Raw genomic sequence first — 16,749 nt, forward strand, 5'->3', positions numbered from 1 at the left:
CCTGTGTGCCTAGGTAGACTATATAGGGATGGTGCTGAACGGCCCGGGAAAGACGCACTATAATTGCCCAATATAAATGAATTCCAGGATAGGTTTTAGCCGATGATAGATGTCCCGCCAGGCTTCATCCGTAAGTCTTGATGAAGTAGCGGCGCATTTTTCTCCTTCCTTCAATAAAAATGAAGATTTTGCATGGATTTTCCCAAACGGCTCAAAAAAGACGGGCAAAACCCGCGAATTGGGGCGCGCGCGGTCTGAGTTTCTATAATGTATTTTTTAAAAGCAGCCCCAGCAGCTCTTTTCCCGCAGGCAACGTCAAACTTCTTTCTTTTCGCTGTCAAAGAAGCCAGAGCCTTTTACTTTGTCTAAATATAAAAGGCTTCGCCTTTTATCGCTCCAATTGCATTGGAGCGCTGGCGGAATTTAATTGACTCAAACTGTAAGTAAGTGTAGAATATTGCCTATGCGTCATAAGCAAGGTGTTTTTAATCTAACCAAGGCTGCGGAAGAGTTGAAGGTCCCTCGCCAAACTATTTATTACTGGATCAAGAAAGGTTGGATCAAGCCGAGGCGGGATTATAGGAATTATCCCGTTTTCACGGCAGCGGATTTGAGTCGGATCATTAAGTGGATGAATACTCTCAAAGTATAAAGGGGGAGGGCCAGTCATGAAAGTAGCGATTTATATTAGAGTAAGTACCGAGGATCAAGTGAGAGAGGGGTATTCGCTGGAGGTCCAAAAAGAATATCTCACCAATTACGCTCACCAAAATGGATATGAGATATTCGATTGCTACGCGGACGAGGGGATTAGCGCGGGCACGACCGACCGACCGGCCTTGCAAAGATTGCTAAAGGACGCTAAAGATAAAAAGATCTCTTTAGTGATCGTTTATAAGATCGATCGGTTCAGTCGCCGTTTAAAGGACCTCTTGGAGCTGGTCGATCGGTTGGAAAAATGTGGGGTTGGTTTTAAATCGGCGACCGAGCCATTTGATACGACTACTTCTGCCGGTAAATTAATGTTTCAACAATTGGGTAGTTTTGCCGAATTTGAGCGAAATCGACTTGCGGAACGAGTTGTCCCGGGTATGATAAAAAGCGTTCAGAACGGGAATTGGCATGGTGCCAGATATAGCCCTTTCGGTTATACATATAAGAAAGGGACCGGGGTCCTTGAGGTAAATGATGCCGAAGCAAAAGTCGTCAAGTTAATTTATCGGAAATACCTTGCCGGTTGCAGTATCAATCAAATTGCCGATTATCTTAATAAGAGCAAGCACGAGACCCGGGTAGGCAGATATTTCTATACCAAGCTTGTTCGGGATATCCTGCGTAGCCGCGTTTATATCGGTCAGATCGTTTGGAATAAATATCGCTATGATAAGAACCAGAAGACTGGTAAAGGATATAAAGCGGTCAAGAATGACCCTTCTAAAGTAATAATTGCCAAAGGCCGGCATGAACCGATCATTTCCGAAGAAGAGTTTGCCAGTGTCCAAAAGGCAATTGAATCTAGGCAAACGCCTTTCAATCGGGGCAAGCGCGGAATTTTTACTTTTAGCCGGTTAATGTACTGCTCAAAATGTAACTATCGATTTTATGGGGTGACCAAGGTTGCTAACCACATTACCGGCATCCTGGATCGCTGGTATCGTTGCGCTGGCCGTCAATTTCATTATGTTAGATGCAATGCCAAAGGGATCAAAGAGAGCGTCATTGAGAATGTGATCTTGTCGGCAATTCAAAATATGTTGGAAAGCGATCGGTTCCGGGATAACCGATGGTTATGGCCGACTCAACTCAAAAAGCTCCCTGATCTGGACTTTTTTAACGCTGACCTTTCCAGCGTTAAAAAAGCGCTCAAAGTCAACCAGGAAAAGCAGTTAAAACTGACCGATCTCTGTCTAAAAAATCTGTTGTCCGAGGATACTTTTAAGGAGAAAAACGAATCTCTTAGAAGTGAAGAAGAAGAATTAAGGACTAAAAAGGCGGGCGTTGAATTATTCTTGTCGGAGAGGGAAAATTCCGCCATCTATTTAGACAAAGTAAAAGACTTTCTGGCTTCTTACGACAGCGAAAAGAAAGAGCTTGACGTTGCCGCGAAAAAAGAGCTCCTGGCGTTGCTTTTAAAAAACATTATTATAAAGAATTCAGACCGCGCGCGCCCCAATTCGCGGGTTTTGCCCGTCTTTTTTGAGCCGTTTGGGAAAATCCATGCAAAATCTTCATTTTTATTGAAGGAAGGAGAAAAATGCGCCGCTACTTCATCAAGACTTACGGATGCCAAATGAACGTGGCCGACTCGGCTAAACTTGCCGCCGTACTCGAGGCGGCTGGGTATCTCCCAGCACCGAACTCCGAACTCGCCGACTTGATGCTGATCAACACCTGCGTCGTCCGCCAGAACGCCGAGGACCGCGCCGCCTGGTTCGTGACCTCGATGAAAGGGCTCAAAGAGCTAAACCCCAACTTGCGGATCGGGCTGTGCGGCTGTATCGTGACCGAACCGGGCAGGGATGTTAAAAAGCAATTCCCGCACGTTGACTTTTTCATCCCGCCGAACTCGCCGGAGACACTGAAAAGGTTTTTAGAGCCCTCACCCCCTCTTTCCCCCTCTCCCATTGGGAGAGGGGGAGGGTTGGTTGATCGTCAGCAGGGGGTGAGGGCTGTGACGACCAGCTTTGTTTCGATCATGACTGGCTGCGACAACTACTGCTCATACTGCGTCGTACCCTATGTTCGTGGTCGCGAAACCTCACGGCCGATGGACGAAGTTTTAGCCGAGATCAAAGGTTTGCTCGACCAGGGGGCTACGGACATTACCCTGCTGGGACAGAACGTGAATTCATATAAATTCGGATTAGCGGGACTATTGCGAGAAATACATTCATTCGTCATTAGTCATTCGTCATTAGTCATTCGTTTCCTGACCAGCCACCCCCGCGACCTTAACGACGAGCTTATCCAAACTGTCGCCGGACTCCCCTATGTCGTCAAAGACTTTGTTTTGCCCCTGCAGTCGGGCGATGACGAGATACTGGCCAGGATGAACCGAGGCTACACCTTCGACTATTATCTTGGCCGGATCAACAAGATCCGGGAACTGATCCCGACCGCTCGGATCAGCAGTGACCTGATCGTCGGCTTCCCCGGGGAGACCGAAGAACAGTTCCAGAGCACGCTTAAGGCACTGGAGCTTTGCCGCTTCAACGATGTCCACTCCTTCGCTTATTCGGAGCGCCCGCTGGTCGCCGCGGCTAAATTGCCGGGGCAACTGCCGGAAGAGGTTAAACAGGCCAGGCTGCAAAGGCTGATCGAAGCTAACCGTGATCTTCTGGCGCTTGCATAATAACTTCAGAATGCTACAATTCACAGCATGAACCAAAACATAAGGGGGTATCTAGTATGAGAAAGGTTATCGGGATTGCTATAGGGTTATTAATGGCTATGACACTCGGAGTTGTTATGTCCGGTTGCAGTCAGACGATGCCGGAGATCAAGAGCGCCGCTTCGACACCGCAAAATCTGGTCTGTAAAGGGATAGTGTACGGTAACTATTATTTACCGGAATCTTCTTATTACGATTCTCATGTCATCGGGCCGGTCGCCGGCGCCGTCGTTTGCCTGGTCGGCAGTTATGAGACCAAGAGTGCCGTGACCAATGATAAGGGGGAATATGTCTTTGAAAATATCAAGAGCGGTGATTTCCAGCTGGAGGCGACTAAAGAAGGCTACCAGATGGGAGAGGGTTACCTCTCGACCAACTACCTCGTTGTCGCTCCCGACGGCACGATCTTTACGGCCGATCTCGACATGTTTGCCAATCCGGTGATGCGCTCCGTTTTGCCGCTGCCTAATAGCACGATCGAAACGACCGCCGTTTTTACCATTACTTTTAATAAACCGATGGATACTGCCACGATCCGGCCGCGGATCATTTCTGCCGGTACCCGCACCGCCGCCGTCGGCGATACGACTAACGTTACGTCCGCTTGGAGCAACGGCGACACGGTCTTAGCGGTTACCCCGAGCTTGCCGCTGCTCCCTAACCAGGTTTATCTCCTTTATCTGGCCACTGCGTTCGATCAGGTCAAAGACAAAGATGGGAATATGCTGGCCAGCGCTACCTCGACCAGCTACGGCGTCCCGGTCGAAGAGCATGGCGACGTGATCGAGAACAATGATTATTTTACCTATAAAACTTCGACCGGTGGCGCGCCGGGCGCGCCGGGCAGTATTCTGGTCACCGCTAGCAGCAAGCCGTTCAGCAGCGACGCCGCGGTCGGGGCCGACTTTGCGGACATTCTTGGCTCGGCCACGATCGGCCTGAACTGGACCGCCGGTTCCGGCAACCTGACCGGTTATAAGGTTTATGTCTCCGACAGCTCAACCAATAATTATCGGCTGCTGGAGCAATCATCCGCTCCGACGACCTACACACCCAATGTTTACTTCACAACCACAATGACCAAGATCTTAAGCGCGCTTTACGGCACGACTTATATCGATCCGATAGGTTCCGCCAATTACCCGATGATTAACCGGTCGACTTATTTTAAGGTGGTGGCTTTTAACGGTGAATATGAGTCTGCTTCAGCCGAAGCCAGCGCGATAGATTTAGTCGGACCGCGGGTGATCACGCAAGCCTACAGCGGCCGGACCGGAGGCGGATTTACCGCGGCGGTTTTGAGCAACAAATATCCCCTGCCAACCTTGACCGCCGGAACTGACACCAAGGTGGCGTATATCACTTTCCGGGAACCGCTTGACTCGTCAACTGTCAAGGCCGCCAATTTCACTTCTACGGCCGGCACGGTAACTGACGCGACCCTGCTGACCAATGCCAGTATTGATCTGGATCCCGCGGCCTTCTGGACCGGTAGTGCCTATTCGATAGTTAAAATAACTGTCGATACCGCTTTCGTGGCGACGCAGATCATTACGGTCGGCACGGGTGTCAAGGACCTGTCCGGCAACGCCGCTTCAGGCGCGGGAGAGGCGACGATCCAGTAATTAATGAAAAAAGCGTTGGTCTGTTTTCTCGCCTTAATTCTGGCACTGCCTCTCTTCGCGGCGGTCAAGCCGCAGAGTGCCGCGACTGGGGAAACTGTTTCGAAAGCGTCTTCCGGGGAAGCTATAGTCAAGAAGGCGCCGGCCTTCAAGGACCTAAAGCCCCAAAACCCAGTTTTTCCCTATGTCATGCGGATGGTCGTCTCTTACGAGGCGATTTCCGGTTATCCGGATAAAACTTTCCGCGGCGGAAAGACTATCACCCGGGCGGAATTCGCCAAGGTCATGACCCAAGCGTTGGCTTACCTCGAAAAGAAGTTCGGGACTTCGCTGGCGGCGGCACCGGCCACGGCCGAAGTTTCCTTCAAAGACCTCAAGCGCGACCACTGGGCCTACGCTCCTATCATCGCGCTGGTCACCAAGTACAAGCTCCTCTCCGGTTATCCCGACCAGACTTTCCGGCCGGCCAAGACGATTAGCCGTTTTGAACTGGCGACTATCCTGGCGAAGGCCGTTAGGCTGGTTAATCCGGAGGCGGGGACTGCCGAGGCGGTCAGCTTGAAAGATGTTAAACCGGCGCACTGGGCGTTGCAAGATGTGTCTTTGCTGGTCAGGCTCGGGATCATGGAAAAATTTAAAGATAAGAAGTCGAACAACTGGTCCTTTAAAGGCGGTCAGGCCGCGACCCGTTTTGATGTTGCCCTTTCCGGAGCCAAACTGATCGAGCTATCCGAGGCAAAATTAGCGAATGCCGGGCCGGTTTCCGCTTCCCGGATCGAACAGGCGGTGGCCATAACGGCCAAACCGCAAGCTTCCATCTCCGGCGGCCTGGGGAATGTTAATGAGAGCGCTTCCGGCACGAACAACTGGCGCGGTTTTAGCGCGACCGCCGCTTACGGCGATACTTTTAAGCTCTGGTCTTTAGCCGGCAACTACGAGCTGGCCGGTAAATACGGATTTAACCAAATCGTTTACCTGGTCCCCGGCAGCGGAGGCGCCGTTAACGGCGGACCGGTTAACGAGAACCGTTACGAGTTGGAGTTGAACACGATCTATCCGGTGGTCGACCGCTGGGGGGTCAGCGGCAAACTCCTGCTGGGCGCTAAATATATCAGTTTAAGCAATCCGACCGCGCCGACCAATTTTACCGGTTTTAACGCCGGGCTGGTCACTTCCGCCAAAGCTTTCGGCCGTAATCTTTTACTGCGCGGCTTCTGGTCGCTGCCGCTGGTCAGAGCGCAGGTTTCCCCGTCGGCTCTTGGCCAGCCTGCCCAGCTGTTCGATTACGAAGCGTCGCTTGATTATGAGTTGCTCTCTTATCCGGTACTGCTTGGTCTGTCCGGCGAAATGATGACCTTTACCGGCACCGGCACGCGTTACTATAATATGGCTTTTGTCCGCTATTTTCTCTTCTAAAACCATTATTGTCGCGTTTATTATTTATGCTATACTTGTTTGAGTTCGACTTTTCTTAGGAGGAGCGCCATGGTAAATTCTGAATTGCGGGTCTTTTACGGGACGTCACATCCGGAGCTGGGGGCGAAGATCGTTGGGCATCTCGGGATCAAGAATGGCGACATCAAGATCTCGCGCTTCTCCGGCGGGGAGATCTACGCCCGGATCAACGAGAATGTCCGCGGCGCCTCATGCGTGATCATCCAAACTTGCACTGACCGGGTCAACGGCGACCTGATGGAGCTCTTCCTGATCATCGACGCGATGAAGCGCGCTTCGGCCAAATCGGTCACCGCCGTCATCCCGCATTTCGGCTACGCGCGGCAGGACCGCAAGGCCGCTTCCCGCGAGCCGATCTCGGCCCGGCTGGTTGCCAACCTGATCGAAACGGCGGGGGCCGACCGGGTCGTCGCCATGGACCTCCATTCCGACCAGATCCAGGGTTTCTTTAATATCCCGGTCGACACCCTGACCGCCTTGCCGCTCTTAGCCAATTATATCGATAGCAAAAAGATGAAAGAGCTGGTCGTGGTCGCCCCTGACACCGGCCGGGCCAAGGTCGCCAAAAAATTGGCCGACCGGGTCGGCGCCAAGCTCGCGATCCTGCATAAAGTGCGCGGCGAGCACCATCAGTCGGAAGTAACCCACGTGGTCGGCGACGTCCGGGGGAAGACGGTCGTCATTACCGACGACATGATCGATACCGCCGGCACGATCTGCAACGGGGTCACCGCGCTCAAGGCTAACGGCTGTAACCCGGATATTTACGTCGTGGCCACGCATGGCCTCTTTTCCGGTCCGGCGGTTGAGCGGATGTCCCAGGCCGGTTTTGCCGAGGTCGTCGTGACCGACTCGGTCCCGATCCCGAAAGAGAAACAATTCAAAGGGCTCAAGATCCTCTCCGCGGCGGAGTTGTTAGGCGAAGCGATCAGGCGAAACTACGAAAATCAGTCCATTACGTCATTATTTGATTGACCCCTAACCCCTCTTCTCCCCTTCCCCCTTAATAAGGGGGAAGGGGATGGGGGATAGGGGTAAAAGGAAGAACATATGAACAAGATAAACATCGGGATCATCGGTCTGGGGACGGTGGGGGCGGCTGTGGCCGCGACGCTCAAGAAGAACGCGCAAGTCATTGCCGAGCAGGCGGGGGTGCAGATCAAGGTCAAAAGGGTTTGCGATGTCCGCCGAATAAGTTCTCCTTACCCCTTGACCCACGATCCGATGGTCCTGATCAACGATCCCGAGATCGACGTCATTGTCGAAGCGATCGGCGGGCTGGAACCGGCCAGGAAACTGGTCCTGGCCGCCCTGCGGGCCGGCAAGCATGTCGTTACTCCGAACAAAGAGCTGATCGCCAAAGCGCTGGGGGAGTTGCTTCCCGCGGCCGACGCCAACGGGGTTTGCCTCCTGTTCGAGGGAGCGGTCGGCGGCGGGATACCGATCCTCAACACGATCCGTGATAACCTGGCGGCTAACGAGATCAACGAGATTTACGGCATCGTCAACGGGACGACCAACTATATCCTCTCCAAAATGACTGCGGAAGGGTGGGAATTTGCCGACGCGCTGAAGGCTGCCCAGAAGCTCGGTTACGCCGAAGCGGACCCGAAAGCCGATATCGAAGGGTACGATGCCTCCTACAAGGCGACGATCCTCGCCTCACTCGCTTTTGGGGTGAAAGTGAGCTGGGAGGATGTTTACCGCGAAGGGATCGAAAAGATCACGGCGGAAGATATCCAGTTCGCCGGAGAGATTGGTTATGTTGTTAAATTGCTAGCCATTGCCAAGAAAAAAGACGGAGAGGTTGAGGTCCGCGTCCACCCGGCGCTGGTTGCCAAGTCCCATCCTTTGGCCAATGTGGCCGATAATAATAATGCTATTTACCTGAAAGGTTCCCCGGTTGGCGAGCTGATGTTCTACGGGCCGGGAGCCGGCGGCGGGCCGACCGCGTCAGCCGTTATTTCCGACCTGATCAGCATCGCCAAGGGTTGCGGCGGGGAGGAGTGCGGGAGCGATTGTGGTTGCGACCACGATGAATGTTGCTCTCCGGCGGTTGCGGGGAAGAAATTGGCCCTGCGCCCGATCGCAGAGACCACCAGCCGCTACTATATCCGGCTCCAGGCGGCCGACAAGCATGGCGTCCTGGCCGGCATCTCGAAAGCCTTTGCCGATAAAAAGGTCAGCATCGCCGCCGTTACCCAGAAAGAGAACCTGGGACACCAGGCGACGATCGTAATTTTACTGCACAACGTCGAAGAAAGGAACTTGCGGTCAGCGCTGAAAGTGATCAGCCGCCTGCCGATGGTCAAAAAGATCGGCAATGTTATCCGCATCCTCTGATCCCCTGATGAACCGGATAGTCAAGAAAGAAAAACTGAACGAGCAGGTCACGCGGCTCACCGTGGAGGCGCCGCCTATTGCCCGCGCCGCCAAGCCGGGACAGTTTGTCGTCATTGTCCCCACGGAAAAAGCTGAACGGATCCCGCTGACCATCGCTGATGCCGATCCCCAAAGCGGGCTGATCACGATCATCTTCCAGATCGTCGGCGCGACGACCAAACTACTAGATTCCCTGACCGAAGGATCAGATATCCCGCACCTGCTCGGCCCGCTCGGTGTCCCGGCCCAGATCGAGAAGTTCGGCACGGTTGTGGTCATCGGCGGCGGGGTGGGGGTAGCCGAGATCTACCCGGCAGTCAAGGCGCTGGCCGCGGCCGGCAACGAGGTCATCACGATAATTGGCGCCCGGAACAAGGATCTATTAATATATGAGAAAGAGTTGTCAGTTGTTAGTAGTCAGTTGTTAGTTACAACAGATGACGGTTCAGCCGGGCGCAAAGGTTTCGTCTCCGACGAGTTAAAGGATATTATCGCCTCTGGGAAAAAGATCGATCTGGTCATTGCGGTCGGTCCCGTGCCGATGATGAAGGTCTGCTGTGACGTGACGAGAGCGCACTGGATCAAAACAAAGGTTTCGCTTAATCCGCTGATGCTTGACGCGACCGGGATGTGCGGCGTCTGTCGCGTTACCGTCGGCGGCCAGATAAAGTTCGCTTGTGTCGAAGGGCCCGAGTTCGACGGCCATCAGGTCGACTTCAACGAACTGGTCAGCCGGCTCAAGATGTATAAAGATGTCGAGCAGAAGGCCTTGGACCATGTTTGCAGGTTATTAAGTCATGGCTGAGAAAAAGAAAAGACAACACATGCAAGAGCGCTCGGCGGCGGAGCGGACCCGCGACTTTAATGAAGTCCCGCTTGGGTTTACGCCGGAAGAGGCGATCGAGGAAGCGAAACGCTGTATCCAATGCCAGAACCCGCCCTGTGTCAAAGGGTGCCCGGTTGAAGTTAAAATTCCCGAGTTCATCAAGCTCTTAGCCGAAGGGAAATTCGCTGAAGCGGCCCAAAAGATCAAAGAGACGAACGGCCTCCCCGCCGTCTGTGGCCGCGTCTGCCCGCAGGAAGAGCAGTGCGAGTTGAAATGTGTCCTGGGGGTCAAAGGGGAACCGGTCGCGATCGGAACGCTGGAACGATTTGTGGCGGATTGGGAGAGGGAACACGGAACACAGAACACGGAACACAGAACACAGGAACCGCGGCGTTCAGCCGCAGGTTCCGTTAAGGTGGCAGTGATCGGTTCCGGCCCGGCCGGGTTGACCTGTGCCGGTGATCTCGCCCGGCTTGGTTATCAGGTCACCATCTTCGAGTCGCTCCACGTGACTGGCGGGGTTTTAACTTACGGCATTCCCGAGTTTCGCCTGCCGAAAAAGATCGTTGAGCTGGAGGTCGAATATGTCAAAAGCCTCGGCGTTGAGGTCAAAACCGATATGCTCGTCGGCAATGTTTATACGATCGAAGAATTACTATTAGAATATAAGGCCGTGTTTGTCGGCTCCGGCGCCGGGCTCCCTAAATTCATGGGGATACCGGGCGAAAATCTGGAAGGCGTTTACTCGGCCAACGAATACCTCTTCCGGGTCAACATGATGAAAGGCTGGCAGTTTCCCGAACAACTGACCCCGGTTAAAATAGGTAAACGGGTCGCGGTGGTCGGCGGCGGCAATGTCGCCATGGACTCGGCGCGAGTTTCCTTGCGCTTGGGGGCGGAAGAAGTCTGCATACTTTACCGCCGGACCGAGGAAGAGATGCCGGCGCGGATCGAAGAGATCAAGCGGGCTGTTGAAGAGGGGATCGTTTTCAAGATCCTGACCCTCCCGGTCGCCTATCATGCTAATCAAGAGGGCTGGGTGGCGGAAGCCGAGTGTTTACAAATGGAGCTGGGGGCACCTGATGCTTCCGGCCGGCGCCGACCAGTTGAAGTTCCTAATTCCCAATTCCGACTTCCGGTTGACACCGTTGTCGTCGCGATCGGCAATGCGCCGAATCCATTAATTCCGCTTCGCACCCCGGCGCTCCGCACCGAAAAATGGGGCGGGGTGATCGTGACCCCGGAAGGATTAACTTCGCTCCCCGGGGTTTATGCCGGCGGCGACATCGTTCGCGGCGCCGCGACCGTCATTTCCGCCATGGGTGACGGCAAAGTGGCGGCCAAGGCGATCCATAAATTATTATCCCCTGGATCGGAATGATCAGAAATCTACTGCACAAGTTTACCCGCGAGCGCGACCTGACGAGCGGCTCGCTCTCCAAAGCGGTCTGGGTCCTGGCCGTACCGATGATGATCGGCAACCTGCTGCAAACCGCTTTTAACCTGGTCGACATGGCGTGGGTAGGCCGGCTCGGCCCAGATGCCCTGGCGGCGGTTTCCATGAGTGGTTCGATCCTCATGGTCCTGATGTTCGTCATGATCGGGGTCGGGGTCGGCACGACAGCGCTGGTCGCGCGGGCGATCGGCGCGAAGGAAAAAGCGCAGGCGGACCATTTTGCCATGCAATCGCTGGTGCTCGGCTTGATCGGCTCGGTGTTTTTCGGCTTGATCGGCTATTTTATTTCTCCGTTCCTATTGACACTGCTCGGGGCGGACCCGACCGTGGCCAGTCTGGGGACCGGCTACCTGCAGATCATGTTCATCGGAGTGATCGTCATGTTCTTTATGTTCCTTATCGCCGCTATCCTTCAGGGGGCGGGGGACGCCATTACCCCGATGGTGGTCCTGGCGATCTCCGTTCTGCTCAACATCGTTCTCGACCCCCTAATGATCTTTGGCATCGGTTTCCCCAAAATGGGGGTCAATGGCGCCGCCTGGGCGACCGTCATTGCCGAGGGGATCGGCTCGCTGATCGCGCTGGAGGTTTTGCTGCACGGCCGCTCGCGCGTTCAGGTGAAGCTGGCCGACCTTAGGATTGACTGGCCGGTGATGTGGCGCATCTTAAAAATTGGGCTTCCCGCCTCGGTCCAAATGAGCCTGCGCGGCCTGATGGGGATCGCGCTCATCGCTATCGTGGCGAAGTTCGGTATGGCGGCGGTCGCCGCGTACGGAGTAGGCCTGCGGCTCAATATGCTGGCCATGATGCCCGGCTTTGCTCTGGCCAATGCGGCCGGAACCCTGGTCGGCCAAAACCTCGGAGCGAAAAAACCGGAGCGGGCGGTGACCTCGTCCTGGCTGGCGGTCGGTTATTACCTGGTCATATCGATCTTGCTGGGGGTGTTGTTTTTAGTCTTCCCGGAGCGGCTGATGATGGTCTTCAATGAACAGCTTCAGGTCATAAGTATTGGCGCCGAGCTCCTCCGGTATACCGCGGCAGGCTTGCCTTTTGTCGTGGTTGGGCTGGTGCTGGGCAGGTCGCTCAACGGGGCAGGAGACAGTTTGCCGCCTGCCGTCTTTACGCTTATCGCGCTTTGGTTCATCCAGGTGCCGCTGGCTTTTTATCTTTCCGGCACGATGGGGCTCACGGGGATCTGGGTCGCGATACTTATCGCTCAGATCGTGCTGGCGCTGCTTACTTTTGCCTGGTTCCAGGCGGGGTTCTGGAAGGCGGACACCAAGGGGCGGACTGTCACGGCCGTCAAGCTTGAACTTTGACCTAAATGGCTCTAAACTCCCCTTGAGGAGGGAACAATGGAACTTTTATTGAATATCTTGTATCAACCGGTCCTGGCTTGCCTTTTCATTTGGGTTAAGATCCAGAATACATTTTCTCTGGTCTATGAAACCTTCCAGGTCAAGCGGGCGTTCAACATGTCGTTGTTGGGAGACTTGGTCATCTGGGTGATCAGCGCAGGCTTGGTGCTGGCGTTGATCTATCTGGCGGCAAAATTTGTCCTGGAAAACGCCCTGCCGGAAGTGGCGGGGGTAAAAGATTATTCCGCCATGCTGACCGGTATTGCCTGGCGGCTGGGCGTGCTGACAGTTTTATATTTAATACTGTCTGCTCTGCTTTATTTCTTTTTCAACGCCGGTGCTATGATCTTGAAAGAAATGGTATAATTTCGGTCATGAAACTGGCTCTCGCCCAGATCAATCCGACCGTCGGCGACTTGACGGCTAACGCTGTGAAGATAATTTCCCTCCTGGACGAGGCGCGGGAAGAAGAAGTTGACCTCGTTATTTTCCCGGAGCTGGCCATTACCGGTTATCCCCCCGAAGACCTCCTCCTCAAGCCGCAGTTTATTAAAGACAATCTCCAGGCGCTCGATCTGGTAGTTAAAAAGAGCCGGGGGATCGCCGCTTATGTCGGTTTTGTCGACCAAAAAAAAGGGAGGCTCTACAACGCCGGCGCTTTTATCGTTGATGGGAAGATCAAAACTATCTACCACAAGATGAACCTGCCGAATTATGGCGTTTTTGACGAGAAACGTTATTTTCATAAAGGCCGTCAGCCGTCAGTCGTCAGTTATCAGGGGCTAAAGATCGGCCTTGGTATCTGCGAAGATATCTGGGTGGAGACGGGACCGCACCGGGCGGAGGTTAAAAAGGGAGCGAAACTGATCATCAACATCAACGCCTCCCCGTATCACGTCGGCAAGGTCGCCGAACGGCAAAAATTGTTAAGCGGCCGGGCCAAAAAGAGCCAAGCCTACCTGGCTTACGTCAACATGGTCGGCGGCCAGGACGAACTTGTTTTTGACGGCGGGAGCATGCTTTTTGATCCCCGGGGGAAGCTGGCGGTCAGCTGTGACCAATACCGGGAAGAGATGTTGATCGTCGATCTGGAGAATGACCGGATGAAAACGGCCTGGATGGAGGAAGAGCTCGAAATTTACAGTGCCCTGGTCCTAGGGACTAGGGACTATGTGCTGAAAAATGGTTTTAGTGAGGTAGTGATCGGGTTGTCGGGGGGGATCGATTCGGCCCTGACGCTGGCGATCGCCGTCGATGCCCTGGGGAAAGATAAAGTCCACGCCGTTTATATGCCCTCCCAGTATTCGGCCGAGCAGAGCCGGCAGGATGCCGAGAAAGTCGCCAGAAACCTGGGTGTTGAGTTGAGCGTTATCCCGATCAACGATGTGACCGCGGCCTATCTGGATAAGCTTAACCCGAACTTCAAAGGCCGGGCGGCGGATGTTACCGAAGAGAATCTGCAGGCGCGGGTCCGGGGCAATTATTTAATGGCCCTTTCCAACAAATTTAACTGGCTGGTCCTGGCGACCGGCAACAAGTCGGAAATGTCGACCGGCTACTGCACTCTTTACGGCGACATGGCCGGGGGTTATGCTGTTTTAAAAGATGTGCCGAAGACGGCCGTCTATCAGTTAGTCAAATGGCGCAACCGGAGCGGGGAAATTATCCCGCAAAGCGTCATTGACCGGCCGCCGACGGCGGAATTAAAGCCTGACCAGACCGATCAGGACACGCTCCCCCCTTATGATGTCCTGGACCGGATCATGGCCGCCTATGTCGAAGAGAATAAAAGCGTCAAAGAGATCGTCCGGCTGGGGCTGGCCGAAGAGACGGTCCGGCAGGTCATCAGGCTGATCGACCGGTCGGAATACAAGCGCCGGCAGGCCGCCCCCGGGCCCCGCATTACCGCGCGCGCCTTTGGCAAAGATTGGCGTTTGCCGATTACCAACCGCTACCATGCTTAAACGGGTGGGGGCCTGCCTGCTCATTTTGACGGGGACGGTCCTGGCCGCGCCAAACCCTGATCTGGTCATTTTCTCCCCCGATGATCGGGCCATCACTTACGATGAGTCGGCAATGGTCCGAGGGAAAGCCTCTGTTGCAGGCTCCTCGGCGCTCATTGTTCAAAAATTACCGGTCCTGCCGCAGGCGGGTGGAGCTTTTAACCAGGAGATTCCGCTGGCTATCGGCAAGAACTTGCTCCAGATAGAAATATTGGATGGGAGTGGTAAGGTCCTCTCTTTGGCCACGCGGCGGGTCCTCCGCCTGGCGACATTCGCTGACCTGACTAAAGACTATTGGTCAAAAGAGCCGGTTGAACGGATGCTGACTCTCGGCTTGATCCGGGGCTATCCTGATAACCGTTTCCTGCCGAATAACTCTATCACCCGCGCCGAGCTGACGGCGCTCATCGTTAAATTGGCTAAAAATGAAAGCAGGAGATACCCTCCCAGGGCGTTTAGCGACGTGCCGTCGTCGCATTGGGCGGCCGAGCCGATCAGGTCAAGCAGTGAGTTGGGGTTGATGACCGGCTTTCCCGACGGGACCTTCCGGCCGGATAACACCATCACGCGCCTCGAGGGGATAGCCTTGATCGCCCGTTTCGATCATCTGTCCGCCCCACTGGGCGATGGTCCACCCTATGTGGACCTGCCGGCGGGCAATTGGGCGAGCGAGCTGGTGCAGGGGGCCAAGCAAGCGGGCCGGCTGTCGTACATCAAAACGAATTATCTTAGTCCTTTTGAACAACTTTCCCGTGGTGAAACGGCCCGCCTGCTGGCCGAGTCCGAGCGGGGCGCCCGCTTGGTCAGGGAACTGCTTGATTTCGATCGCGGCTATTAAGTTATAGGCATAATAACAGCAAATAATCAGCATATTGACAAGTTTATAGTGGTGGTATAAAATCGTCTTATGATTGTAATTAAGCGAGCTGTGCTTGACCATTTGGTAACAGAATTAAATTCTCCGGAATCTTCAATATTGTTAGGCCCGAGACAGGTAGGCAAGACCTTCTTATTGAAGGAATTAAAAAAAATAGCGGAAAAACAGAATTTAAAAACAACATATTATAATCTTGAGATTCCCCATGACTTAATGCAGTTTAATAAACCCGATTCGGAAATATTTGACCTGATCCTGGCTGGTGGGGACGTGGTTTTTATTGATGAGTTCCATTATTTGAAAAACGCTTCCAAGATATTAAAAGCGGTCTTTGACAGCGGCCAAAAGATCAAAATATTTGTTTCCGGGTCGTCCTCCATTGAAATACACAAACATTTAAAGGAAAGCTTATCTGGAAGGCGTTTTGTGTCAATAATAGCTCCGCTTTCTTTTGAGGAGTTCAAGCAAAAACCATCTAATCATGACCCGGCACAAAGTTTGGAAGAGTATTTGCTCTACGGAGGAATGCCCGGTTTGATCAATATTGCCGAACCAGACCAGAAAATAAAGATGTTGAATGATATCCTTGAGGCATATATTCAAAAAGACATTAAATCGCTGGTTAAAGAAGAAAATATCAGGGCGTTCAATAATCTTTTGTATTTGTTGGCGCAATACCAGGGTTCGCTTATTTCAGAAAACAACCTGTCCAAGGAGATTGGGCTTACCGCGGCTGCGGTGAACAGGTATCTCTCCATTTTGGAGAAAACCTATATCTGCCACCGCGTCCATTCTTATTCGCGTAATCTTGCTAACGAGCTGAAAAAATCGCAAAAGATCTACCTGTTTGATCTTGGCATAAGGGCGGCATTGTTAAAAGACTTTTCTGCTGTTGATTCAAGGCCTGACCAAGGGGCGTTACATGAAACATTTGTTCTGCTGCAAGTTCTTAGTATTCTAAGGCCGAATATGGAAATTAAATTCTGGAGAAACAGGGCTGGCCTGGAGATCGATTTTGTTTTGCTCCGGGACAGAAAACCTTTCTTGATCGAAGCAAAGACAACCCTAGGCGGGCTGGAGGTTCCCAGGGCTTTCAAGGTGTTTATTGATAACTATCCGAATACTTTGGGCGGTTTGATCGTTTCCAGAAATATTGAAGGAGAGGTTGAGTATTCCGGGAAAAAGATCTTGTTCAGGAAATATGAAAATATATTATCCGGCCTATTGCTGGTTGGAACGGGACGCCCGCTTGGTCAGGGAACTGCTTGATTTCGATCGCGGCTACTAACGACGGCGGGTTATTTCTTCTTTTTGACCGTAGTCGTTGTTGAGGTAGTAGTGGTGGTGATGGCGGCCGCCGCCTGCCGCTGTTGTTCCTG

General features: G+C 53.4%; 13 protein-coding genes. All 13 read left to right on the forward strand.

Annotation, left to right across the window (positions count from 1 at the left end; translation table 11 throughout):
- Positions 1-668 precede the first annotated feature (668 nt).
- On the forward strand, positions 669-2,294 hold the full coding sequence (locus WC903_07450; protein ID MFA5893774.1) for a recombinase family protein: 1,626 nt from the start codon (positions 669-671) through the stop codon (positions 2,292-2,294).
- Positions 2,255-3,352 carry a tRNA (N6-isopentenyl adenosine(37)-C2)-methylthiotransferase MiaB gene (gene miaB, locus WC903_07455; GenBank protein MFA5893775.1) on the forward strand — a complete coding sequence of 366 codons (1,098 nt, stop codon included), beginning with the start codon at positions 2,255-2,257 and terminating at the stop codon, positions 3,350-3,352. The genes WC903_07450 and miaB overlap by 40 nt, the downstream gene beginning before the upstream one ends.
- Positions 3,353-3,444: 92 nt before the next feature.
- Positions 3,445-5,016, forward strand: coding sequence for an Ig-like domain-containing protein (locus WC903_07460; protein MFA5893776.1), 1,572 nt, complete (start codon positions 3,445-3,447; stop codon positions 5,014-5,016).
- Between the two features lie 3 nt (positions 5,017-5,019).
- Positions 5,020-6,429, forward strand: coding sequence for an S-layer homology domain-containing protein (locus WC903_07465; protein ID MFA5893777.1), 1,410 nt, complete (start codon positions 5,020-5,022; stop codon positions 6,427-6,429).
- A gap of 69 nt (positions 6,430-6,498) precedes the next feature.
- Positions 6,499-7,443 (forward strand): ribose-phosphate pyrophosphokinase, encoded by a 945-nt coding sequence (locus tag WC903_07470; GenBank protein ID MFA5893778.1) that lies wholly within the window; start codon positions 6,499-6,501, stop codon positions 7,441-7,443.
- A 75-nt stretch (positions 7,444-7,518) separates the two neighbouring features.
- Positions 7,519-8,811, forward strand: coding sequence for a homoserine dehydrogenase (locus tag WC903_07475; GenBank protein MFA5893779.1), 1,293 nt, complete (start codon positions 7,519-7,521; stop codon positions 8,809-8,811).
- Positions 8,812-8,818: 7 nt separating this feature from the next.
- Complete coding sequence (locus WC903_07480; protein MFA5893780.1) at positions 8,819-9,655, forward strand: sulfide/dihydroorotate dehydrogenase-like FAD/NAD-binding protein; 837 nt, start codon at positions 8,819-8,821, stop codon at positions 9,653-9,655.
- Positions 9,648-11,057, forward strand: coding sequence for an NADPH-dependent glutamate synthase (gene gltA / locus WC903_07485; protein ID MFA5893781.1), 1,410 nt, complete (start codon positions 9,648-9,650; stop codon positions 11,055-11,057). The genes WC903_07480 and gltA overlap by 8 nt, the downstream gene beginning before the upstream one ends.
- Positions 11,054-12,451, forward strand: a complete 1,398-nt coding sequence (locus WC903_07490; GenBank protein MFA5893782.1) for an MATE family efflux transporter — start codon at positions 11,054-11,056, stop codon at positions 12,449-12,451. The genes gltA and WC903_07490 overlap by 4 nt, the downstream gene beginning before the upstream one ends.
- A 36-nt stretch (positions 12,452-12,487) precedes the next feature.
- A complete protein-coding gene (locus WC903_07495) occupies positions 12,488-12,856 on the forward strand; it encodes a hypothetical protein (GenBank protein MFA5893783.1) in 369 nt (122 codons plus the stop codon).
- Between the two features lie 8 nt (positions 12,857-12,864).
- Positions 12,865-14,454, forward strand: a complete 1,590-nt coding sequence (locus WC903_07500; protein ID MFA5893784.1) for an NAD+ synthase — start codon at positions 12,865-12,867, stop codon at positions 14,452-14,454.
- A complete protein-coding gene (locus tag WC903_07505) occupies positions 14,447-15,331 on the forward strand; it encodes an S-layer homology domain-containing protein (protein MFA5893785.1) in 885 nt (294 codons plus the stop codon). Before WC903_07500 ends, WC903_07505 begins: the two co-directional genes overlap by 8 nt.
- Before the next feature lie 69 nt (positions 15,332-15,400).
- Positions 15,401-16,639: an ATP-binding protein gene (locus WC903_07510; GenBank protein MFA5893786.1), complete on the forward strand. Its 1,239-nt coding sequence runs from the start codon at positions 15,401-15,403 to the stop codon at positions 16,637-16,639.
- The last annotated feature ends 110 nt before the right edge of the window (positions 16,640-16,749 follow it).

The organism is Candidatus Margulisiibacteriota bacterium (assembly GCA_041658645.1).
Classification (GTDB): Bacteria; Margulisbacteria; WOR-1; order O2-12-FULL-45-9; family XYB2-FULL-48-7; genus JBAZZV01.